The following is a 22412-nucleotide window of genomic DNA, read 5'->3' on the forward strand; positions in this document are numbered from 1 at the left end:
GCACCGGCCCCCGAAGGCCTAGGCTGCGCCGTATGTCGGACCTCACAGCAGATGCAGCGGCCACCGAACACCCCGGCGCCGGGCCCGCGAGCGGCAACCCGGCAGCTCCCGGCGGCGGACGCACCGTCTCCGCCGCCGTCCCGCCGTCCCTGGTGGCCCGGCTGGCCGCCGGGGTCACCGCGACCGGCGAGCCCAGCGTGGTGGAGACCGTCGCCCCGCTGACCGGTGAGCGGCTGGCCGGCCTGCCGCAGTCCACCCCGGCCGACGTCGAGGTCGCCTTCCAGCTGGCCCGGCGCGCCCAGCCCGCCTGGGCCGCGCTGCCGGTGCGCCGCCGCGCCGCCGTCCTGCTGCGCTTCCACGACCTGCTGCTCAAGCGGCAGGACGAGGTGCTGGACCTGATCCAGGCCGAGACCGGCAAGGCCCGGCTGCACGCCTTCGAGGAGGTGCTCGCCGTCGCCATGGCCGCCCGGCACTACGGGCGCGGCGCGCAGGGGTACCTCCGGGACCGCCGCCGCGGCGGGGCGCTGCCGGTGCTCACCCACACCGTCGAGGCCCGCCGCCCCAAGGGCGTGGTCGGCCACATCTCGCCGTGGAACTACCCGCTGGAACTGTGCGTCGGCGACCTGCTGCCCGCCTTCGCGGCCGGCAACGCCGTGGTCAACAAGCCCGACACCCAGACCGCGCTGACCGGCCTGTGGGCCCGTGAGCTGCTGATCGAGGCCGGGCTGCCCGCCGACCTGTGGCAGGTGGTGATCGGCGACGGCCCGGTGATCGGCCCCGCCGTGGTGGAGCACGCCGACTACGTCTCCTTCACCGGCTCGACCCGCACCGGCCGCGAGGTCGCCCAGCGGGCCGCCGCCCGGCTGGTCGGCGCCTCGCTCGAACTCGGCGGCAAGAACGCCATGCTGGTGCTCGCCGACGCCGACCTCGACGCGGCCGCCGCGGGCGCCGTACGGGCCTGCTTCTCCTCGGCCGGGCAGCTGTGCATCTCGATCGAGCGGCTGCTGGTGCACCGCTCGGTGGCCGACGACTTCCTGGAGCGCTTCACCGCCCGCACCCGGGCGCTGCGCCTCGGCGGCGGCCTCGCGTACGGCGCCGACATGGGCTCGCTGGTCTCCGCCCGCCAGCTGGACACCACCACCCGGCACGTGGAGGAGGCGGTCAAGGCCGGCGCCACCGTGCTGGCCGGCGGGCGGGCCAGGCCCGACCTCGGCCCGTACTTCTACGAGCCGACCATCCTCGACGGGGTGACCCCGGAGATGGCGGTCTGCGCCGAGGAGACCTTCGGCCCGGTCGTCTCCGTCTACCGCTTCGACACCGAGGAGGAGGCGGTCACCGCCGCCAACTCCACGCCGTACGGCCTGAACTCCAGCGTCTGGACCAGGGACCAGCGGCGCGGCCGGGCGGTCGCGGCGCGGCTGCGCACCGGCACGGTCAACGTCAACGAGGCCTACGCGGCCGCGTACGGCTCGGTCGCCTCCCCGATGGGCGGCATGGGCGACTCCGGGCTCGGCCGGCGCCACGGCGCGGAGGGGATCCTGCGCTTCACCGAGGCGCAGACCGTCTCGACCCAGCGGGTGATGCCGCTGGCGCCCGCGTTCGGCCTGGACGACCGGCAGTTCGCCGCCGTGATGACCGGCGGGCTGCGGGTGCTCAAGGCCCTGCGGCTCAAGTGACGCCCCACGGGCTCATCCCCCCAGGCAGGTTCGACCCCCGAAGGAGCAGTGGCAGATGGTGGAGTCCGGCGGTGCGGCGGAGTTCGACTACGACGTGGTCGTGGTCGGGTCCGGCTTCGGCGGTTCGGTCGCGGCGCTGAGGTTGTCCGAGAAGGGCTACCGGGTCGCCGTCCTGGAGGCCGGGCGGCGCTTCGAGCGGGACGAACTGCCGCGGAACTCCTGGGACCTGCCGAACTACCTGTGGGCGCCGCAGCTCGGGCTGTACGGCATCCAGCGGATCCACCTGCTGGCCAACGTGCTGATCCTGGCCGGCGCCGGGGTCGGCGGCGGCTCGCTGAACTACGCCAACACCCTGTACGTCCCGCCGAAGGCGTTCTTCGAGGACCGGCAGTGGCGCCACATCACGGACTGGCAGCAGGAGTTGGCGCCGTTCTACGACCAGGCGCAGCGGATGCTCGGGGTCCGGCTCAACCCGACCGTCACCCCCTCGGACGTGCACCTCAAGGCGGCCGCCGAGCGGATGGGCGTCGGCGACACCTTCCACATGGCACCGGTCGGCGTGTTCTTCGGTGATGGCGAGGACGCCGGGGGCGCCGCCAAGGCGGCGCCCGGGGAGGAGGTCGCCGACCCGTACTTCGGCGGCGCCGGCCCGGCCCGCAAGGCCTGCGTGGAGTGCGGCGAGTGCATGACCGGCTGCCGGCACGGTGCCAAGAACATGCTCACCGAGAACTACCTGTACCTGGCCGAGCGACTGGGTGCCGAGATCCACCCGCTCACCACGGTGGCCCGGATCCGCGAGCAGGCCGACAGCCGCGGGAACGCCGGCTACGCCGTGGACGTGCGCCGTACCGACTCCCGCTCCAGGACGGACCGCGTGAAGGCGGGCGCGCGGACGATCACCGCCGCCCGGGTCGTCGTCGCGGCCGGCACCTACGGCACCCAGTCGCTGCTGCACCGGATGCGCGACGCCGGCCACCTGCCCCGCATCTCCGCCCGGCTCGGCGAGCTGACCCGCACCAACTCCGAGGCCCTGGTGGGCGCGCAGACCACCGACCGGCGCTACGGCGCCAAGGCGGACTTCACCAAGGGCGTCGCGATCACCTCCTCGATCCACCCCGACGCCAACACCCACATCGAGCCGGTCCGCTACGGCAAGGGCTCCAACGCGATGGGTGCGCTGTCCATCGCGCAGGTCAAGGGCGGCGGGAAGGTCCCGCGCTGGCTGCGCTACCTGGGCAACTCGGTGCTCCACCCGGTGACCTTCGCCCGTTCGATGAACCAGCGCGGCTGGTCCGAGAAGACGATCATCGGCCTGGTGATGCAGTCGCTGGACAACTCGATCACCGTCTCGCTCAAGAAGGGCCCGATCGGCAAGCCCCGGCTCACCTCGACCCAGGGCCACGGCACCCCCAACCCCACCTGGATCCCGGCCGCCGAGAAGGGCGCCCAGGCGCTGGCGGACGAGATCAACGGCTTCCCGGGCAGCACCGTCGGCGAGATCTTCGACATCCCGATGACCGCCCACTTCCTCGGCGGCTGCCCGATCGGCGACGCGCCCGAGACCGGCGTGGTCGACCCGTACCACCGGCTGTACGGGCACCCCGGGATCAGCGTGGTGGACGGCGCGGCCGTTTCCGCCAACCTCGGTGTCAACCCCTCGCTCACCATCACCGCGCAGGCCGAGCGCGCCATGTCGATGTGGCCGAACAAGGGCGAGGAGGACCCGCGCCCCGCCCCCGGCGAGGCGTACCGGCCCGTCCCCGCCGTCGCGCCGGTGCGGCCGGCCGTACCCGAGGGCGCGTTCGGCGCGCTGCGGCTGCCGCTGCTGCCCGTCCCGGAGGTGCCGAAGAAGCGCTGATCGTGACGGCGGGCCGGCCCCGGAGCCCGTCGGTTCGTGGCCAACCCGCCCACGGGCCAACACGGTTGACAGCCGTTCGGGTCCGATGGGATAAACGGGCTCCCTGGGGGACCAGGGACTCGTCGAGCGGGGGGAACACGGTCCATGGCCAACTGCGCATCGTGTGGCGCGACTTCGGCGGAGGGGGCGCCCGCCTGCGGCTCGTGCGGCCGACCGTCGGCACCCCCGCCTCCGCCCCCGGCCCCGCCGTCGCCCCAGGCCCCGCCTCCGCCCCAGGCCCCGGCCGCGGTACCGCCGCCTCCGCCCCAGGCCCCGGCCGCGGTGCCACCGTCGGCGCCCGGGTACGGGCCGCACCCCGGCCCGCCGCCCGGCGACCACCCGCAGCCCGCCCCGGGCGCCGGGTACCCGCCGGCCGGCGGCCCGCCCCCGGTGGGCCGCTGGGGTGCCGGCGTCCCGTACGAGGAGCCCAAGCGGCTGCTCGTCGGACCGGGCTGGCGCCCGGCCTTCCTGGCGGCCGTCGCCCCGACGCTGGTCCTGCTGCTGACGGCGCTGATCGTGGCCGTCCCCAGCGGCTACACCTATGACGGCGCCTTCCCCGCGCCCGACTTCGGCGAGCGCTTCTGCGGGGCGCTGTCCCTGGCCCTGAACGCGCTCGGCGCGCCGTTCCGGCTCGGTTACCAGAACCCGCTCTCCAGGAGCCGCTCGGAGGGCATGGCCATCACCCTCTGGACGGTGCCGCTGACCGTCACCGTCCTGTGGTGCCTGGCGCTCTGGCTCGGTCTGCGGGCCGGGCTGCGCCGGCGCAGGGCCGACGGCTCCCAGCTGACCCGCGCCCAGGCGGCCGGCGAGGCCCTGCGCACCGCCGCGGTCCTCGGCGTCGCCGCGCTGCTGCTCGGGCTGCTCGGCAGCACCAGCTGGCAGCCCGGCGGCCGCGGGCTCGACTCCGACTACTACGGCACCGGCGCCACCAGCCTGGGCAAGTCGACCTTCACCGCGGACTCCGGCTGGCTGTGGGCGGTCGGCTGGGCCGCCGTGCTGGGCGGGCTGCTGGCCTTCGCCGTGTACGGCACCGACGCGTTGCGCTGGGCCGCCTGGCGGAGCCGGGCCGTGCGCGGCTGGGCGGTGGCCGCGCTGACCGCGGGCCGGGCGCTGGCGCTGACCGTCGCCGTGGCCTCGGTGACGGGCTTCGTGCTGGTCGCGGTCAACAGCGGCAACGGCTCGGTGACGGCGGGCTCGCTGGCCTTCCTGCCGAACCTCGGCCTGGTCCTGCTGGGCATCGGCTCGGGCGCGACCTTCCGCAGCCGCAGCGACCTCGGCGGGGAGGTGTCGGACTGGCCCGGCCGGGGCGGCGACAGCAGCGAGTTCTCCTTCTTCGACCTGCACGACCAGAGCGCCGACTGGCGCTGGACCGGCCTGCTGGCGCTGGCCTCGGCGGGCTTCCTCGGCTGGGCGGCCTACCGGCGGCGGCTGGACACCGCCGACCGGCTGCGGCTGGCGGCCGTGTACGCCGGGGTGCTCACCCTGCTCTCGGCGGTGTCCGGCGCACTGATGACCACGTCGATGTCGTACGCGACGCCGGCGGTCCAGGGCTGGGGCGGTTCGGGCAGCCGGACCACCTCGCAGGAGACCGCCGTGGCCCTGTCGTTCCCGAGCGTGCTGGTCGCCGCCGCGGTCTGGGCGGTGGTCGGCGCGCTGGTGGTGCCCGCGCTGTTGTCGGCCCTCGGGGCCCGGGGCCCGGTCGTCGAGCCCGCCTCCGGCACCGCGCCGTACGGGCCCTACGGCGCCGTGCCGCCGCAGGCGCCGTACCCCGCGGGTCCGGCGTACGGCGCCCCGCCGCCGGCCGTCCCGCCGCAGGGCCCCGTCCCGTCCCAGGGCCCTGCCCTGCCGCCCGCGCTGCCGCCCGTCACGCCGCCGGCGCCGCCGGCCGCTCCGCAGGACGTGGTGCCGGGTGTCCCCGGGACCGCGGTGAGCGAGGTGATCGGCTCGCACGAGGCGCCGCCGACCCCCGCCGCCGCGCCCCCGCCGGCCGAGGAGCCGGTCGACCCGAGCGTCTGGCGCAAGCAGCCGTGACGCCACCGGGCCGGGTGGGCGGGGCCGCGGACCCGGCCCCACCGCCCGGTCCGGGATGTCCAACGAATCGCCTGATCCGTTAATGTCCCGCGAGTGATGCGAATCCGACAACTCCTCACCCCGCTCGCGGCCCGTCGCTCCCGTGGCGCCGCTGCCGGCGCCGCCCAGTCCAGGCTCGGCTGGCTCGACGCCGTGCGCGGGATCGCCGCGTTCGCGGTCGTCCTCCAGCACTTCGACATCTGGCGGCTGGTGCCCTGGGGCAACGAGGTCTGGGTCCACTTCGACTTCGGCCTCTACGGCGTGATGACGTTCTTCCTGGTGAGCGGCTACATCATCCCGGCCTCGCTGGAGCGGCGTGGCGACGTCCGGGCGTTCTGGCTCGGCCGGATCTTCCGCATCCACCCGGCGCTGATCGTGACGATCGTGATCTGCCTGCTGACGCTGCCGGACGAGCACATGCCCGTGCTGCTCCTCAACGTGCCGCACGTGCCGACCGTGCTGACGGCGAACGCCATGATGCTCCAGGACATGCTCGGCCAGCCGAACTCGCTGCGGGTGATGTGGACCCTCTCCTTCGAGATGGTCTTCTACTTCATGGTCACCGCCCTGTTCGTGCGCGGCTGGCACCGCCGGACCAGCGGGATCGCGGTCGGGCTCGCCGCCGGCGCCCTGCTGCTGGGGGTCACCCTCACCCAGCACGGGCTGTCCACCGGCCCGGCGGCGACCACCCACCTGGTGATGGCGGTCGCCCTGCTGGTGGGCTCGGCCCTCGTCTTCATCATGACCGGCCGGACCGAGCTGGTCCGCACCGGTGCGCTGCTACTCGGCGTCGTCGGCGTGGTGCTGGCCTTCCAGAACGGCCGGGCGATCGGCTTCGAGACCTTCATGGTCTTCGCGACGATGTTCGCCGGCACCGTGGTCTACCGGGCGGAGAACGGCCAGATCGACCGGCTCCAGGGGTGGCTCGTCTGCGGGTTCGTCGTCGCCGCCGGCGCCCTCGTGGGGTGGCTGTACAACCGGGGCGCCAACGCCGAGGCGACCTGGACCTCGGGCTGGATGGCCTGGTGCAACTCCTACGTGCTGGCCTGGGCCACCTTCGGCGTCGCCATGCTGTTCCGCAAGCGCCGGTTCCCGCGGCCGCTGACCTGGCTCGGTGCCATCAGTTTCTCGATGTACCTGGTGCACGTCCCGGTGCTGTACGCGGTGGACGGCCCGCTCCTGACCCACCCGACGGTGGCCAGCCCCGCCTCCCAGAAGGTCGTCTGGGTGCTCGGCTACCTGGCCTGCGTCCTGGTGGCCAGCCAGCTGCTCTACACGCTGGTCGAGATGCCGATGCAGAAGCTCGGCCGCAAGGTGATCAAGCGGCTGAACGCGTTCGACGCGCGCCGGGCCGAAGCCGTGGCCCTGGCCGCGACCGTGGCCGCCGCGGTGCCCGCGGCCCGGGCGGAGGGCGAGGGGCCCGAGCGGGAGCAGCAGGAGCCGGTCCTGACCCGCTGACCGTCCGGCGCCGGTGGCGGAAAGGGCAAAGGGCCCCGCGGGGGAACGGGGCCCTTTGTCGCTCAGCACTGGCGTCAGGGCGGCGCCGGTGCTGGAGTGACGGCGCCGGGGGAGGAGCGCCGTCGTGTCGGTTGGTCCGGGGTCGCGTCCGTGTGCTCCGGCATGGGTGGCCGGCGCGGCGGGGCGCGCACGTCCGTGCGGCGGCGGGTCGGCGCCTGGCGTGCGCCGGGCCCGCGCTCACGGAGCGTGAAGTGAGGGCCGCTGTCGCCCCGGTGCGGGGCCACGGCGGGGACGGTGGTCCCGGTCTCCGCGATGTGCCTGCCGGCCGCCGGGAGAACCGTTCACACGGAGCATCGTGCTGGACGGAGGGCGTGCTCTGCAACCGGTTCGGCACACTTCGGTACGGCCCATTTACGGCGGACTCCGCTCCGAATGATCACGGTGAGTAGTGGTCGAAGCGGTTGCGGCGCACGGGGACGCGCGTAGCGGCGCGCGAGGGGTGAGGGGTGGTGCGCCCGGGGTGTGCCCGGAGTGAACCATCGGTGCGACGGCCGGCCCCCGGGCGTCCCCGGGGGCCGGCCGCCCCACCTGTCGGCCCAGTCGCGGCCGGGGTCGCTGTCCCCTGCTGGCCGGCCGCGGCACCCGCGCACGGTCCCACGGAACCGCGCTCCCCGGCCGGGCCGGGGCGGCGGCGCCTCGTGCGCCGGTGGACTGGGGTGAAGCTCCACGCGTGGTCGTGCAGCCCGTACGGCTGGTGCCCCCGGCGGGGGCGGAGCGGCGCGTCTGGCGGACGCGGCGCGGCCGTGCGGTCGTCAGAAGCAACGAACCGGGGGCCCGACCGGTCACGGTCCTTTGGACGGGCAGACGAGTGAAACCGGACAGCCCGGTAGAATCGGAGTCCAGACACCCCACACCCGTCCGCCGCCGCAGCCCCTGCCGGGGCGCGGTTCAGCGCGACACCTCGATACCGCTGCCGGAAGGCCGTCTGTGTCCTCTGCAATTCCCGTCCAGTCCGCGCCGGACAACGACCCCGTGCTGGTGGTCGACTTCGGTGCCCAGTACGCCCAGCTCATCGCCCGTCGGGTGCGTGAGGCGCGGGTCTACAGCGAGATCGTGCCGAGCAGCATGCCGGTCGCCGAGATGCTCGCCAAGAACCCCAAGGCGATCATCCTCTCCGGCGGCCCGTCGTCGGTCTACGAAGAGGGCGCGCCGCAGATCGACCGCGCGATCTTCGAGGCCGGTGTCCCGGTCTTCGGCATGTGCTACGGCTTCCAGCTGATGGCCGTGATCCTCGGCGGCACCGTCGACAACACCGGTGCCCGCGAGTACGGCCGCACCCCGCTGACCGTCTCCCGCAGCGGCTCCACCCTGTTCGAGGGCGTTCCCGCGCAGCACTCGGTGTGGATGTCGCACGGTGACGCCTGCTCCGCCGCGCCGGAGGGCTTCACCGTCACCGCCTCCACCGACGTGGTCCCGGTCGCGGCCTTCGAGAACGACGAGGCCCGCCTGTACGGCGTCCAGTACCACCCCGAGGTGCTGCACTCCGACCACGGCCAGCAGGTCCTCGAGCACTTCCTCTACCGCGGCGCCGGCATCGCCCCGACCTGGACCACCGGCAGCGTGGTCGAGGAGCAGATCGCCCTGATCCGCGAGCAGGTCGGCGACAAGCGCGCGATCTGCGGCCTGTCCGGCGGCGTGGACTCCGCGGTCGCCGCGGCCCTGGTCAACAAGGCCATCGGCGACCGGCTGACCTGCGTCTACGTCGACCACGGCCTGATGCGCAAGGGCGAGACCGAGCAGGTCGAGAAGGACTTCGTGGCCGCCACCGGCGTCCAGCTGAAGGTCGTCGACGCCTCCGAGCGCTTCCTGGGCGCGCTGAAGGGGGTCACCGACCCCGAGGAGAAGCGCAAGATCATCGGCCGGGAGTTCATCCGGGTCTTCGAGCAGGCCCAGGCCGAGATCGTCGCCGAGGCCGGCGAGCACGGCGAGTCGGTCGACTTCCTGGTCCAGGGCACCCTGTACCCGGACGTGGTGGAGTCCGGCGGCGGCACCGGCACCGCCAACATCAAGTCCCACCACAACGTCGGCGGCCTGCCCGAGGACCTCCAGTTCCAGCTGGTCGAGCCGCTGCGCAAGCTGTTCAAGGACGAGGTCCGGATGGTCGGCCAGGAGCTGGGCCTGCCGGAGGAGATCGTCCAGCGCCAGCCGTTCCCGGGCCCGGGTCTGGGCATCCGGATCGTCGGCGAGGTCACCAAGGAGCGTCTGGACCTGCTCCGCGAGGCCGACGCGATCGCCCGCGAGGAGCTGACCGCGGCCGGTCTGGACCGCGAGATCTGGCAGTGCCCGGTCGTGCTGCTCGCCGACGTCCGCAGCGTGGGCGTGCAGGGCGACGGCCGCACCTACGGCCACCCGATCGTGCTGCGCCCGGTCTCGTCCGAGGACGCGATGACCGCCGACTGGTCGCGCCTGCCCTACGACGTGCTGGCCCGGATCTCCACCCGGATCACCAACGAGGTCCGCGACGTGAACCGAGTCGTCGTCGACGTCACCAGCAAGCCGCCGGGCACCATCGAGTGGGAGTGAGAACTCCGCACCGCTGAGCCGGTGCTGAACGGCCGCGCCGTCGTTCCCGTACAGGGGAGCGGCGGCGCGGCCGTTCGTTCCTCCGGGGCGGGAGCTCCTGCTCCCGGGTGGGGACCTCCCGCCCCCGGGGTGGGACCTCCCACCGAAAGCGAGCAGGAGCGGGCAGAATGCGGACCGGACCTGTCAGGGAGTGGCAGGCCGTGAAGGAAGGTGTGAGGGATGTCGGAGGCCAGCAACTCCGTGGTGACCGACGGGGACGCGTCCGGCCGGGCCGACCGGGCCGACCGGGCGGCCGAGCGACGGGCGTTCGCGTCCACGTACGCGCTGCTGCCGCTGCGGCTCTTCCTCGGCGTCACCTTCGTCTACGCGGCCCTGGACAAGCTCTCCGACGCCCACTTCCTGGCCGGCGCGGGCGATCCGGCCTCCTTCGTCTCCCAGACCCGGGCGGCCCGGGCCGGCGGCAGCCCGATCTCCTTCCTGCTCGGCCCGGCCCTCGACGCGCCCACCCTGTCCGCCCTCGCGATCGCCTTCGGCGAGCTGGCGGTCGGCCTCGGCACCCTGCTCGGCCTCTGGGGGCGGGTCGCGGCGCTCGGCGGCGCGCTGATCAACCTGAGCCTCTGGCTCACCGTCAGCTGGGGCGTCTCGCCGTACTACCTCGGCAACGACCTCGCCTACCTGATGGCCTGGACGCCGCTGCTGCTGGCCGGCACGCCGTACCTGTCGGTGGACGGCTACCTGGCCCGCCGGGCCCGGCGGGACCGCTCGCGCGGGCTGGCCGAGGACCACGTCAGGCGCCGGGCGCTGGTGGACGGCGGGATCGCGGCGGTCGCGATCGGCGGCGCCGGCCTGCTGGCCGGCTCGCTCACCCGGACCTTCGGCCGGAAGGACCAGGCCGCCCCCAAGCAGTCCGCGGCCCCGACCCCCGCCACGACGGCGCCGGCCCCCTCGGTGGCCGCGGCGAGCGTGCCCGTCGGCGGCTCGGCGCAGGTCAAGGACCCGGCCACCGGGGACGCCGTCTACATCGTGCAGCCCAAGGCCGGCCAGTACTGCGCCTTCTCCTCGGTCTGCACCCACTCCGGCTGCGCGGTGGACGCACCGAAGAACGGACAGCTGTACTGCCCGTGCCACGGCTCCCGGTTCGACGCCGCGACCGGCGCGGTGGTCAACGGGCCGGCGGTCAAACCGCTGCCCAGGTACGCCGTCCGCAAGGACGGCGACAAGCTGACCCTGGGCCCGCTGCAGAGCTGAGCACGGCTCAGCCGTCGCGGTCGGGCCGGTTGCGCCGGGCCACCGCGGCCACGGCGCCGGCCAGGCCGCCGACGCCCAGCACGATGAAGGCGACCGGGACGACGATCCGCCCGTTCACCGTCCGGTCGTCGAGCGCCGCCACCAGGTAGAGCACGGCGATCGCGGTGAACAGGGCGCCCGCGATCAGCGAGAACAGGTCGAGCCGGTGCTTCCTCACTGCTGGACCACCTTGATGTCGCCGATGCCGATGCCGAGTTGGAGGTCGAGCGTGCCCTTGGAGGCGTGGCCGACCGGGGGGCTGAGCAGGTAGGTGTGCCGCCCGGTCCCGCTGTTGTGGTCGCCGGGGACGTTGATGCTGCCGACGCCGACCCGGGCCACCAGGTTCACCGTGACGTCCGGCGGCAGGGTGACGGTCAGCTGGCCGGCGCCGAGGTCGACCCGGGTGGCCAGGGAGCCCCCGGCGGGGTCGAGCCCGGCCAGGTCCAGCCGGATGTCGCCGGCGCCCAGGTTGTAGCGGTCCTTCAGGTCGGCCGCCGAGGCGACCGTCCACGAGCGGTCGCCGATGGCGTCCTGCACGGCGTGCGGGGTACGGCCGACGAAGGCCAGCGCCAGGGTGACCAGCAGGCCCAGCACCGCGAGCTTGCGGGCCTTGCCGAACTTCGCCGCCAGCAGCAGCGTCAGGCCGATCACCAGCAGCCCGGTGGCCAGGACGACGGTGCTCAGCCTGGTGACGTCGGTGTGGCCGACCGAGGCGGACCAGACCGCGGTCGCCGCGCCGATCGCCAGCAGGAGGCCGAAGAAGCCGAGCGCCGAGTGCTCCTTGGGGTGCCGGACGGCGGCCGGCTCGCGGCGGCCGTCCGGGCGGCCCTTGCGCAGCGGATCGCCCTCCGGCAGGTCGGCGCGCTGCCACCAGGCCTGGGCCGGGCTGCCCGGCGGCGGCAGCTTCGTGCCCCCTCCGGCCTCCGGCCGGGGTGTCCCCCAGGCGGGCGCGGCCGAGGAGGCCGGGGCGGTGGCGCCGTACGGGTTGCGCTCGGGGTGGCGCGGATCCCACAGGTAGCCGCTCGGGCCGGGGACGGGGGAGTCGGCGGGGACGGTGCCGGCGGCCTGGTCGGCGGTGTGCCGGGCGCGGGCCGCGTCGTCCTGTCCGGGGCCCGGCCAGGTGTGCTCCTCGGCCCCGGGGGAGTGGCGGTCGTACGGTCCGCCGCGCCGGCGCCCGCGGATCCGGCCGCGGCGGCGGTCCGGGTCGTAGCGCACCGCCAGGAAGACCAGGCCGCCGAGGAGCAGCAGCGGGAACAGCTGGTCGCCGTCGCCCATCGAGGAGAAGAACACCCCGGTGCCGATCACGGTCAGCAGCACCGCCCCCACGGACTGGCCGTCGACCCGGCCGGTCAGCACCCGCTGGAGCTCGGTCCGCGCCCCCCGGCCCTTGCCGTCGGCGGCGCCCTCGGTGGGGACGATCAGCCAGGCCAGGCCGTACAGGAACAGTCCGAGGCCGCCGGAGAGGCAGAGCACCACGGTGACCACCCGGAAGACCACCGGGTCGATGTCCAGGTGCCGCCCGAGGCCGCCGCAGACGCCGGCCACCACCCGGTGGTGCTCGGTCCGGGTCAGCGGCGGGCGTTCCGGTTCCGGCGGGGCGGCGGGCCCGGCCTCCTGGATGCGGTGGTCCTCGGTCATGGGCTCCATCCTTCCGGCAGGGGCCGGTCCGGCCCAACCGGGCCCGGCCCTGCCCGTACCCTGACTTGTCCCTGATACCGGCCAGGGGCACACCCTGATGCGCCCGGCCGTCCGCGCGTGGAACCATCGGTGGCGTGGCAGCACCCGGTACCGACCCCCGATCCCTCGCCCCCGACGCCGCTGCGCCGGCCGGCGGTGACCCGACCGTGCCCGACGGCGGGCGGCCGCCGTACCGCAGGCTCTACCGCAGCCCGCAGGGGCGGATGCTGGGCGGCGTCGCGCACGGTCTGGCGGTGCACCTCGGGCTGCCGGTGCGCTGGGTCCGGCTCGCCTTCGTCCTGCTGTTCTTCGCGCAGGGCATCGGCGCGCTGCTGTACGCCGCGTTCTGGTTCGTGGTGCCGATCGGCATCGGCGAGCCCTCGCAGCGCGGTGGCACCCACTGGGTGAACGTCAACGGCGTCTACATCCCGACCTCGCCCTGGCTCCGGCCGGGCACCCGGCTGTCCAAGCCCGGCCGCGGCTGGGTCGGCCGACTGCGCGAACTGCTCCAGCACGCCCTCCAGGGCGAGCCGGTGGCTCCCCCCGCCGCCGGCGGCGAGGCCGGTGCGGCGCCCGGGACCGCAGGCACCACCGGGACGGCCGGCACCACCGAGACCGCGGGGACCACCGTGACCGCCGCGGGCGCCGGAGCCGCCGCCCTGCGGCCCGCCGCGCGGAGCGGGCAGGGCGGCCTCGGCCAACTCGCCGCCCTGGTCATGGTCGTGATCGGGCTGATCGCCCTGCTGAACGTGCTCGGCTGGCAGACCGCCAAGCCCTACACCTGGCCGCTGCTGGCGATCGGGGTCGGCGTCGCGCTGGTCTGGCGGCAGGCCGACGACTCGCGCTGGCAGCGCTGGTTCGGCATCGAGGAGGGCGAGAAGCGCCGCGGCGCCTACACCCGCGTCGGCGCCGGCGTGCTGCTCGCGATGGCCGGCACCATCGCGCTGCTGGCCATGCAGGGCAGCGGCTCCACGCTCGGCTCGGTGATCGAGGCCTCGCTCGCGGTGCTCGCCGGGGTGCTGGTCCTGCTCGGCCCGTACGGCCTGCGGCTGTGGCAGGACCTCGGTGCCGAGCGCACCGCCCGCATCCGCGCCCAGGAGCGGGCCGAGATCGCCGCGCACATCCACGACTCGGTGCTGCACACCCTGACCCTGATCCAGCGTCGGGCCGAGGACCCCAAGGAGGTGCTGCGGCTGGCCCGCTCCCAGGAGCGCGAGCTGCGGCTGTGGCTGTACCGGCCGGAGGCCGCCGCCGAGGCCGCGCCGGACACCATGGCGGAGACCCTGCGCGCCGCCGTCGCCGAGGTCGAGGACCGGCACGGCGTCCCGGTCGAGCTGGTCATCGTCGGCGACTGCCCGATGGACGAGCGGATCGCGGCACAGATGCAGGCCGCGAGGGAGGCGACCGTCAACGCGGCCAAGTACGGTGGCGGGGGACCGGTCCAGGTCTACGCCGAGGTGGAGGGGAGGACGGTGTCGGTGTTCGTGCGCGACCACGGCCCCGGCTTCGACCCCGACACGGTGCCCGAGGACCGGATGGGCGTACGGGAGTCGATCATCGGCCGGATGAAGCGCAACGGCGGCACCGCCCGGGTGCGGCCGGCGGCGGGCGGCGGCACCGAGGTCGAGCTGGAGATGGAGAGAACGAATGACTGAGGCAGCGCCGGCCGGGGTCCCCCCGACCGAAGGCGGGGGGCGCACGGCCAGGGTCGTCCTGGTGGACGACCACCGGATGTTCCGGACGGGGGTCAGGGCCGAGATCGGCCGTACCGAGGCGACCGGCATCGACGTGGTCGGCGAGGCCGACGACGTCGACTCGGCGGTCCGGGTGGTCGCCGAGACCAGGCCGGACGTGGTGCTGCTCGACGTGCACCTGCCCGGCGGCGGCGGCGTCGAGGTGCTGCGCCGCTCGGCCGGACTGATGGGCGAGCAGGGCGGGGTGAAGTTCCTGGCGCTGTCCGTCTCGGACGCGGCCGAGGACGTCATCGGCGTCATCCGGGGCGGGGCGCGCGGCTACGTCACCAAGACGATCACCGGCACCGACCTGGTCGACGCGATCTTCCGGATCGCCGACGGCGACGCCGTCTTCTCGCCCCGGCTGGCCGGCTTCGTCCTGGACGCCTTCGCCGCCACCGACACCCCGCCGGTGGACGAGGACCTCGACCGCCTCACCCAGCGCGAGCGCGAGGTGCTGCGGCTGATCGCCCGCGGCTACGCCTACAAGGAGATCGCCAAGCAGCTCTTCATCTCGGTGAAGACCGTCGAGAGCCACGTCTCCGCCGTCCTGCGCAAGCTCCAGCTCAGCAACCGCCACGAGCTCACCCGCTGGGCCACCGCGCGGCGCCTGGTCTGAGCCCGCCGCGGGCACCGGGGCGAGCCCGTCCGGCCGTTTTCCACGGACCGGGCGGGCTTGTCCGTGGGTGGCCATAGACTCGTCAGTGCCATGAGTAGCCTCTTTGACGACCTCCCGCTCCCCGGTTTCGAGGCACCCGCCGCCGGGTCGAAGCAGCCCGCCGCCCCGCTCGACGAGGAGCCCCCGCCGTACGAGGACGACGCGCCGTACGACGCGTACGAGGAGGCCATCCCGGAGGGGCTGTTCCGGTCCACCGCCTTCAAGGAGCCGGGCGGCGCCGCCGAGGCCGAGCGGGACGCCTGGTACCGCAACGGAGCCGCCCGGACGGTGGTGGACCCGGCGCAGCTGCTCGAGGGGATGAACGACCCGCAGCGCGAGGCGGTGCTGCACGCGGGCTCGCCGCTGCTGATCGTGGCCGGCGCCGGCTCCGGCAAGACCCGGGTGCTGACCCACCGGATCGCGTACCTGCTGGGCGCGCGCGGGGTGCAGCCGGGGGAGATCCTGGCGATCACCTTCACCAACAAGGCGGCCGGCGAGATGCGCGAGCGCGTCGAGGCGCTGGTCGGCCCGCGCGCCCGGGCGATGTGGGTGTCCACCTTCCACAGCGCCTGCGTGCGGATCCTGCGCCGCGAGTCCAAGCAGCTGGGCTTCACCTCCAGCTTCTCGATCTACGACTCGGCCGACTCGCAGCGGCTGATGTCGCTGGTCTGCCGCGACCTCGACCTGGACCCGAAGCAGTTCCCGCCGAAGTCCTTCATGGCGAAGATCAGCAACCTGAAGAACGAGCTGATCGACGAGGAGACCTTCGCCGACCAGGCCGCCAACCCGATGGAGAAGAAGCTCGCCGAGGCGTACGCGCTGTACCAGCGGCGGCTGCGCGAGGCGAACGCGCTGGACTTCGACGACATCATCATGACGACGGTGAACCTGCTGCAGGCCTTCCCCGACGTCGCCGAGCACTACCGCCGCCGGTTCCGGCACATCCTGGTCGACGAGTACCAGGACACCAACCACGCCCAGTACATGCTGGTGCGGGAGCTGAGCGGAGGGTCCGTCGCGGCCGCGCCCAAGCGCACCGCCGACGGCGACCTCGTGAACCCCGCCGCCGGCCGGCTCGCCGAGGTGCCCCCGGCCGAGCTGTGCGTGGTCGGTGACGCGGACCAGTCGATCTACGCCTTCCGCGGCGCGACCATCCGCAACATCCTCCAGTTCGAGGAGGACTACCCGAACGCGACCACGATCCTGCTGGAGCAGAACTACCGCTCCACCCAGACCATCCTGAGCGCCGCCAACGCCGTCATCGAGCGCAACGCCAACCGGCGCGAGAAGAAGCTCTGGACGGCCGGGGACCACGGCGAGAAGGTGATCGGCTACGTCGCCGACGACGAGCACGGCGAGGCCCAGTTCATCGCCGACGAGATCGACCGGCTCACCGACAAGGGCGAGGCCAAGCCCGGCGACGTCGCGATCTTCTACCGCACCAACGCCCAGTCCCGGGTGTTCGAGGAGGTGTTCATCCGGGTCGGCCTGCCGTACAAGGTGGTCGGCGGGGTGCGCTTCTACGAGCGCAAGGAGGTCCGGGACGTCCTGGCGTACCTGCGGGTGCTCTCCAACCCGGAGGACACCGTGCCGCTGCGCCGGATCCTCAACGTGCCCAAGCGCGGCATCGGCGAGCGGGCCGAGGCGATGATCGACGCGCTGGCCGCGCGGGAGCGGATCTCCTTCGCCCAGGCGCTGGTCCGGGTGGACGAGGCGTACGGGATGGCCGCGCGGTCGGCCAACGCGGTCAAGAAGTTCAACACCCTGATGGCCGGGCTGCGCCAGGTCGTCGAGTCGGGCGCGGGCCCGGCGGCGGTGCTGGAGGCCGTCCTGGAGGAGACCGGCTACCTGGCCGAGCTCCAGGCCTCCACCGACCCCCAGGACGAGACCCGGGTGGAGAACCTGCAGGAACTCGCCTCCGTCGCCCTGGAGTACGAGCAGGACCCGGGCGAGCGACCGGACGCCGGGGAGGAGGGCGCGCCGCCGGTCGGCTCGCTGGCCGACTTCCTGGAGCGGGTCGCGCTGGTCGCCGACTCGGACCAGATCCCCGACGAGGACGAGGAGGGGCAGGGCGTCATCACGATGATGACCCTGCACACCGCCAAGGGCCTCGAGTTCCCCGTCGTCTTCCTGACCGGCATGGAGGACGGGATCTTCCCGCACATGCGGGCGCTCAACCAGGTCAAGGAGCTGGAGGAGGAACGCCGGCTCGCCTACGTGGGGCTCACCCGGGCGCGGGAGCGGCTCTACCTGACCCGCTCGGTGCTGCGCAGCGCGTGGGGGCAGCCGGCCTACAACCCGGCCTCGCGGTTCCTGGAGGAGATCCCGGACACGCTGGTCGAGTGGAAGCGGACGGGCGCCGCGCAGGCGCCGGCCGGCCGCGGCTTCTCCTCGGGCTCGTCCTGGGGCAAGTCCTCCTCGGGCGGGTCGCGCTCCGCCGGGACCTCCTCGGCGGCCGCCTCGCCGAAGGCGGGCTGGGGCCAGTCGGCGCGGCGCGGCGGCAAGGTCGTCGAGCGCGAGGTCGTCTCGCTCGCGGTCGGGGACAGGGTCACCCACGACACCTTCGGCCTGGGCACGGTGGTGGGCGTCACCGGCGTCGGTGACCGGGCGCAGGCCACGGTCGACTTCGGCTCGGAGGGGCGCAAGCAGCTGCTGCTGCGCTACGCCCCGGTGGAGAAGCTCTAGCGGGTATGTCCTAGCGGGGGTCGAGCCCGTTCGCGAGGAACCAGGGCAGCGGGTCGACCGGCCCGCCGCCCTGCGGCCGCACCTCGAAGTGCAGGTGCGGTCCGGTGCTGTTGCCGCTGCTGCCGACAAAGGCGATCACGTCGCCCTGCTTCACCGGGCCCTTGCGCACCTTGTAGGCGCGCAGGTGGCAGTACCAGGCCTCGGTGCCGTCGCTCGTCTTCAGGATCGACATGTAGCCGTAGAACGGGTTCCACTGGGTGCGGATGGTGCCGTCGGTGACGGCGTAGACCTCGGAGCCGCCGTCCACCGGGAAGTCGATGCCGGTGTGCCGCCGGGCCCAGTGGGTGCCGGCCGCGCCGAACAACTCGCCGAGGCCGTGCTGGGCGACGGGCATGACCACCTTGGGCTTGGCCGGTTCCGGGGTCGGCTGGGCCGTCGGGGCGCCGGCCGCCGGGGCGTCGACCGGCTGGGTGCCGGCCAGCGGTTGACGGGCGTCGCCGCGCGAGGCCTGGGTCTGGTCGGTGGCGTCCACGGCCTGCCGGGCCGTCTGCCGGGCGGCCGCGGCGTCCGGGGCGTCGGCTGCCGCCGCCTGCGGGGGCACCCGGTCGGCCTGCTCCTGCACCACCGTGACGGCCGCGGCCCCGGCGACCCCGAGCGCGGCGACCGAGGGGACCGCGACCCGGAACAGTGCGGCCCGGGTGGCCGCCTTGGCGGCGCCGCGGCGCTGGGCGCGGGACTGCTCGCGGGCGGCGAGGCGCAGCTCCGCACGGGTCGGGCGGGCGGCTGCTTCGGGAGCCATCAGGGGCTGCCTCCTCGGTGGGCCTCGGGCACGTCGTCGGGCGCGGGGTGAACAGCCGTGACTGTAGTCCCAAGGCCGACGCCCCGGAAAAACCTCCGGTTGTCAAGGGGTCGCCCGGGGCACCCGGGGCCGCGGCGCGCCCGAGACCGCTCTACCCGCGGGTAGCAAGTCCTGAAGCTGTGACTTTGCCCTCCTCTTGGGAGGCGGCGCGGCCAACCGGGCCGGGTGGCGCTAATCTCCCCTCAGGTTGGTTGGTTATCGAGCGTTAACCGCGTCAACCGCGCCCGTGGGCCCACGAGGTCCGGTCGGAAAGTGGACGACGAGGTCCAGGAGGCAGTGATGAGTGTGTCGGGGCCGATCCGTGTGGTGGTCGCCAAGCCGGGGCTGGACGGTCACGACCGTGGCGCCAAGGTCATCGCACGCGCCCTGCGCGACGCCGGCATGGAGGTCATCTACACCGGGCTGCACCAGACGCCCGAGCAGGTGGTCGACACCGCGATCCAGGAGGACGCGGACGGCATCGGGCTGTCGATCCTCTCCGGCGCCCACATGACGCTGTGCGCGCGGGTGCTGGAACTGCTGAAGGAGCGCGACGCGGAGGACATCAAGGTCTTCTGCGGCGGCATCATCCCGGACGAGGACATCGCCGAGCTCAAGGCGATGGGCGTCGCCGACATCTTCACCCCGGGCACGCCCACCCGGGACGTGGTGGCCTGGGTCGAGGCCAACCTGCGCGCCGTCGGCTGACGTCCCGCGCGGCGGGCGGCTGAGCTCGGGCGCGGCGAGCGGGCCGGTCACCTGTGCGGACCGGCCCGCTCGGCCGTTCACCGCGCCGGTCGGGCCGTCAGCTCGCCCAGCATCGCCGCCCGGAAGCGCAGCGTCCAGGCCAGTTGGGCGAAGGTCTCCGACCAGGCGGTGTCGGGCGCGGCCCCGGCGGCCAGCTCCTCCACCGCGTCGGCCGTCTCGGGGGCGAGCGCGCGCTCCGTCATCCCGAGCACCCCGCTGTGGCTCCACGGGTACGCGCCGGAGGCGGCGGCGCGGGCCAGCGCCGTCACCACCGCGAGGGACAGCGGCGGTGTCCACGGGGTGGCGCAGGCGCCGAGCAGTTGGAAGGCCTCGCCCAGGCCGTGCACCTCGATGAAGGCGGCCGTCCAGGCGGCCCGCTCCTCCGGCGGGAGGACGGCCAGCAGCTTGGCCGGCGCCCCGGTGACCCGCTGGGCCCTGGCCCGCCCGGTGCCGCGGGACGCCGGCGGTGCGGGCGCGGGCCCGAGCAGGGCGCGGGCCCACTCGGCGTCCTGCTGGCGGACGGCGGCGCGGGCCCAGGCCTCGCGCAGGTCGTCGGCCCAGCTGCTGCTGGTCTCGTCCACGCTGTCGCCGACCCGCAGCGCGAGCAACTGCTCGGGCCTCAGGCCGGTGCTCCGCGCCCAGGTCGCGAGCGGGGCGGCGGCCACCACCTCGCCGAACCACCAGGCCCGTTCGCCGCGCCCGGTGGGCGAGGTCGGCGCGATCCCGTCGCGCTGCATCCGCTCGTCGCACTCGGCGGGCGGGGTGACCACCAGATGGGTGCCGCCCTCCGCCAGGCGGACGGCGGCCAGCGCCCGCTCGGCCATCCGCTGCGCGAGCGCGGACCCGGGCAGGGTGGAGAGCAGCTCGGCGGCGGTGGTCCGGACGTTCTTGCTGCGGTCGGAGAGCGCGGCCTCCAGGAACGGTTCGTCGGCGGGGGAGAGCCCGTCCTGCAGGGCGTCCAGGAAGAGCACCCGGTCCTCGGCGCGCTCGGTGGACCAGGTGCTCCGCAGCAGCTCCAGCCCGGCGGCCGGGTCGCTGCGGCGCAGCAGGGTGAGGTGGGTGACCCGCTCGGCGAACAGGCCCTCGTGCCAGATCCGGTGGTCGCCGGCCCCCTCCGGCTGCCGGGTCGGCTCGGGCGGGGCGGTGCGCAGCACGAACCGCCAGTCGGGGTTCTGCTCGGCCAGCCAGCGGCCCAGCGGACCGGCCAACGCGACGGCGTCGGGGCGCAGTTCACTGCGTGCGCGGGCGGCGTCGAGCAGACCGGGTATCAGCGCGGCGGGCGGCCGGAGTCCCTGGGCGCGGGCGGCGGTGAGCCATTGCGGCAGCAGGTTGGCCAGGGTGCCGCCGCTGCCGGAGCGTCCGGCGAGCAGCACGGCCAGCCGGTGGGCGGCGGCCTCGGGCAGTTCGGGGCGGGTGTCCGGGGGCGCGGGCGGGCCGGGCGGTTCGACGGCCGGTACGGGCAGTGCCCCGGCCCGGCGGCGGACGGTGGCCAGCGCGGCCAGCTCCAGCAGCGCGGTGGCCGGGTCGTCCGGGTCCACGGCCTCCGCGAACGGCAGGGCGGTGGCCGGGACGGGCCGGCGGTCGGTGCCGAGCAGGGCGCTGGTCCGCAAGGTCTCCCACGGGTCCTGGATGGTCGTCATGTTGCGTCGTCCTCCTACGGGTTGGTGAGGCCGACCGGGCGGTGGTCGGCGGGCCAGGCCGTGACCGGGGCGAAGCCCTGGTGGCCGTACTCGCCGAAGACGGTCAGCGGGCGGCCGGTGGAGACCGCGGCCAGCCGCCACAGCGCCGCCTCCGGGACGGCCGAGGTGCGGACCGCGACGGTGTGGTGGCCGTCGGTCAGGCACCAGCCGTCCGGGGTGCGGACCGGGACGACTCCGGCGAGGACGGTCGGCCAGCCGTCCAGCCACGGGTCGTCGGCCACCGCGGTGCCGTACCCGGCCACCGCCTCGGCGACGGTGAGCCCGGCCGGTGCGGCGGCCGGGCCGGGTTCGGGGGCGCCGTAGCGGGTGCCGAGTGCGGCGCGCAGCGGGCGGGCGCCGGGGTGGTAGGCCAGCTCGGCCTCCAGCAGGTGGCCGGTGGGCAGGGCGAGGTCGGGGGCCTGGCCGGGGCGGCCGAAGGCGAGCACCAGGGCGTGGCGGCCGGTCTTGGCGCCGCGCAGCCACACCCGGCGGGTGGTGAGCCGCTCGTCGGCCGTGTCCCGACTGCCGAGCACCTGCCAGCGGTCCCGGACGGTGGGCCCGGCCAGCACCTCGGCGGCGTCCAGGGTGTAGCCGACCCGGGCGCGGACGGTGGCGGCCAGCTCGGGCGGCAGTTCGTCGACCCGGGTGGCGGCGGTCGCGAGCAGGTGCAGCATGGCGTACTCCTCCAACATCCGTTCCTCCGGCAGGTCGTCCAACTCGCGTATGCGGGTGGCGAGTCCGGGGGCCTGGGCGTCGACCATCCGGGCGGCGACCTCCTCCCAGGGCCCGGCGGTGGACTGGTCGGCCAGGCCGTGCCGGACCCGGTCGGCCAGGCGCAGCCGCAGCTCGGCCGCGCCGGCCGCGACCCGGGCGCCGCGCCGTTCGGCCCGGCGGCGCGCCGCCTCCGGGTCCGCCGGGGCCGCCGGAGGCGCCGCGCGCTTCGCGGCGCGCTCCTGCCGGGCGGCGAGCCATTCGGCCGCCCACCCGGCGGGCTCGCCGACCGGTACGGCCTCGGCGGCGCTGCTCCACAGCAGGAGGAGCCCGAGCGCGTGCTTGCACGGGAACTTCCGGCTGGGGCAGCTGCACTGGTAGGCGGGCGTGGCGAGTTCGACCACCGTGCGGTACGGCGTCCGGCCGCTGCCCTGGCACTCGCCCCACAGTGCGGCGCCGTCGGTGCCCGTCCCGGACCACGGCGCGGGCGACGAGAGCTTGCCCGCGGCCTTCCGCGACGGGGCGTCAGGTGCCAGGGACAGGACGTGTTCGGTGCTCCAGCGTTCCTCCATGCGACCGACGGTAGGCGGCGGCACTGACAGCGGCTGACTGACCGTCCGGTGCGCGGCCCGACACCCCACCGGCCGTCCGCCGGCCGCCCCTCCGCGCTCCGCCGGCCGTCGCCTCCGCGCTCCGCCGGCCACCGCCCGGGC

Annotated in this window: 15 protein-coding genes and 1 pseudogene; 11 read left to right on the forward strand and 5 right to left on the reverse strand. The window is 74.8% G+C overall.

What is annotated here, in order from left to right; genetic code table 11:
* The first annotated feature begins 32 nt into the window (after positions 1–32).
* The 7 genes and pseudogenes from ABT247_RS00855 to ABT247_RS00885 all read left to right on the forward strand — a co-directional run bounded on the left by ABT247_RS00855 (position 33) and on the right by ABT247_RS00885 (position 10932).
* Positions 33–1676, forward strand: coding sequence for a succinic semialdehyde dehydrogenase (locus ABT247_RS00855; protein WP_350735797.1), 1644 nt, complete (start codon positions 33–35; stop codon positions 1674–1676).
* A gap of 55 nt (positions 1677–1731) precedes the next feature.
* A complete protein-coding gene (locus ABT247_RS00860; protein ID WP_350735800.1) occupies positions 1732–3534 on the forward strand; it encodes a GMC oxidoreductase in 1803 nt (600 codons plus the stop codon).
* 321 nt (positions 3535–3855) lie between these two features.
* Positions 3856–5604, forward strand: a complete 1749-nt coding sequence (locus ABT247_RS00865) for a hypothetical protein (protein ID WP_350735803.1) — start codon at positions 3856–3858, stop codon at positions 5602–5604.
* A gap of 96 nt (positions 5605–5700) precedes the next feature.
* Positions 5701–7101, forward strand: coding sequence for an acyltransferase family protein (locus tag ABT247_RS00870; protein ID WP_350736008.1), 1401 nt, complete (start codon positions 5701–5703; stop codon positions 7099–7101).
* A 987-nt stretch (positions 7102–8088) separates the two neighbouring features.
* The gene (gene guaA / locus ABT247_RS00875; protein ID WP_350735806.1) at positions 8089–9684 is read left to right on the forward strand and encodes a glutamine-hydrolyzing GMP synthase; all 1596 of its coding nucleotides are present in this window, start codon (positions 8089–8091) and stop codon (positions 9682–9684) included.
* 219 nt (positions 9685–9903) lie between these two features.
* Positions 9904–10440 (forward strand): annotated as a pseudogene (locus ABT247_RS00880) (DoxX family membrane protein); the annotation flags it as partial.
* A gap of 207 nt (positions 10441–10647) precedes the next feature.
* Complete coding sequence (locus ABT247_RS00885) at positions 10648–10932, forward strand: QcrA and Rieske domain-containing protein (RefSeq protein ID WP_350736011.1); 285 nt, start codon at positions 10648–10650, stop codon at positions 10930–10932.
* Positions 10933–10939: 7 nt separating this feature from the next.
* Here the strand turns inward: ABT247_RS00885 and ABT247_RS00890 are convergent, their stop codons facing one another.
* Together ABT247_RS00890 and ABT247_RS00895 are read right to left on the reverse strand one after the other, a co-directional pair.
* Positions 10940–11149, reverse strand: coding sequence for a hypothetical protein (locus ABT247_RS00890; RefSeq protein WP_350735809.1), 210 nt, complete (start codon positions 11147–11149; stop codon positions 10940–10942).
* Entirely contained in the window at positions 11146–12609 is a 1464-nt protein-coding gene (locus ABT247_RS00895; RefSeq protein ID WP_350735812.1) for a PspC domain-containing protein, read from the reverse strand. Before ABT247_RS00895 ends, ABT247_RS00890 begins: the two co-directional genes overlap by 4 nt.
* A gap of 134 nt (positions 12610–12743) precedes the next feature.
* Here ABT247_RS00895 and ABT247_RS00900 point away from each other — a divergent pair, with 134 nt between their 5' ends.
* The 3 genes from ABT247_RS00900 to pcrA all read left to right on the forward strand — a co-directional run bounded on the left by ABT247_RS00900 (position 12744) and on the right by pcrA (position 17724).
* Positions 12744–14303 (forward strand): ATP-binding protein, encoded by a 1560-nt coding sequence (locus ABT247_RS00900; protein ID WP_502892356.1) that lies wholly within the window; start codon positions 12744–12746, stop codon positions 14301–14303.
* Positions 14296–15000: a LuxR C-terminal-related transcriptional regulator gene (locus tag ABT247_RS00905; protein ID WP_350735815.1), complete on the forward strand. Its 705-nt coding sequence runs from the start codon at positions 14296–14298 to the stop codon at positions 14998–15000. Before ABT247_RS00900 ends, ABT247_RS00905 begins: the two co-directional genes overlap by 8 nt.
* A gap of 90 nt (positions 15001–15090) precedes the next feature.
* Complete coding sequence (gene pcrA, locus ABT247_RS00910; RefSeq protein WP_350735819.1) at positions 15091–17724, forward strand: DNA helicase PcrA; 2634 nt, start codon at positions 15091–15093, stop codon at positions 17722–17724.
* 10 nt (positions 17725–17734) lie between these two features.
* Here pcrA and ABT247_RS00915 read toward each other — a convergent pair whose 3' ends face one another.
* Positions 17735–18523: a M23 family metallopeptidase gene (locus tag ABT247_RS00915; protein ID WP_350735821.1), complete on the reverse strand. Its 789-nt coding sequence runs from the start codon at positions 18521–18523 to the stop codon at positions 17735–17737.
* Between the two features lie 339 nt (positions 18524–18862).
* On the opposite strand from ABT247_RS00915, the gene icmB reads away from it, so the two are divergent.
* Complete coding sequence (icmB, locus tag ABT247_RS00920) at positions 18863–19270, forward strand: coenzyme B12-dependent isobutyryl CoA mutase small subunit (protein WP_350735824.1); 408 nt, start codon at positions 18863–18865, stop codon at positions 19268–19270.
* 77 nt (positions 19271–19347) lie between these two features.
* On the opposite strand, the gene ABT247_RS00925 is transcribed toward icmB, so the two are convergent.
* Positions 19348–20949, reverse strand: coding sequence for a DUF5691 domain-containing protein (locus ABT247_RS00925; protein WP_350735827.1), 1602 nt, complete (start codon positions 20947–20949; stop codon positions 19348–19350).
* Positions 20950–20963: 14 nt separating this feature from the next.
* Positions 20964–22271 (reverse strand): SWIM zinc finger family protein, encoded by a 1308-nt coding sequence (locus ABT247_RS00930; protein WP_350735830.1) that lies wholly within the window; start codon positions 22269–22271, stop codon positions 20964–20966.
* Positions 22272–22412: the final 141 nt, after the last annotated feature.

Origin of the sequence: Kitasatospora sp. NPDC001539, from assembly GCF_040298565.1 — a bacterium.
Classification (GTDB): Bacteria; Actinomycetota; Actinomycetes; order Streptomycetales; family Streptomycetaceae; genus Kitasatospora.

Excerpts from the sequence above, each read along its gene's own strand:
- ABT247_RS00870 (WP_350736008.1), top strand. The coding sequence starts at position 5,701 with ATGCGAATCCGACAACTCCTCACCCCGCTCGCGGCCCGTCGCTCCCGT.
- ABT247_RS00905 (WP_350735815.1), top strand. The coding sequence starts at position 14,296 with ATGACTGAGGCAGCGCCGGCCGGGGTCCCCCCGACCGAAGGCGGGGGG.
- ABT247_RS00930 (WP_350735830.1), bottom strand. The coding sequence starts at position 22,271 with ATGGAGGAACGCTGGAGCACCGAACACGTCCTGTCCCTGGCACCTGAC.
- ABT247_RS00915 (WP_350735821.1), bottom strand. The coding sequence starts at position 18,523 with ATGGCTCCCGAAGCAGCCGCCCGCCCGACCCGTGCGGAGCTGCGCCTC.
- icmB (WP_350735824.1), top strand. The coding sequence starts at position 18,863 with ATGAGTGTGTCGGGGCCGATCCGTGTGGTGGTCGCCAAGCCGGGGCTG.
- ABT247_RS00925 (WP_350735827.1), bottom strand. The coding sequence starts at position 20,949 with ATGACGACCATCCAGGACCCGTGGGAGACCTTGCGGACCAGCGCCCTG.
- pcrA (WP_350735819.1), top strand. The coding sequence starts at position 15,091 with ATGAGTAGCCTCTTTGACGACCTCCCGCTCCCCGGTTTCGAGGCACCC.
- ABT247_RS00855 (WP_350735797.1), top strand. The coding sequence starts at position 33 with ATGTCGGACCTCACAGCAGATGCAGCGGCCACCGAACACCCCGGCGCC.
- ABT247_RS00895 (WP_350735812.1), bottom strand. The coding sequence starts at position 12,609 with ATGACCGAGGACCACCGCATCCAGGAGGCCGGGCCCGCCGCCCCGCCG.
- ABT247_RS00860 (WP_350735800.1), top strand. The coding sequence starts at position 1,732 with ATGGTGGAGTCCGGCGGTGCGGCGGAGTTCGACTACGACGTGGTCGTG.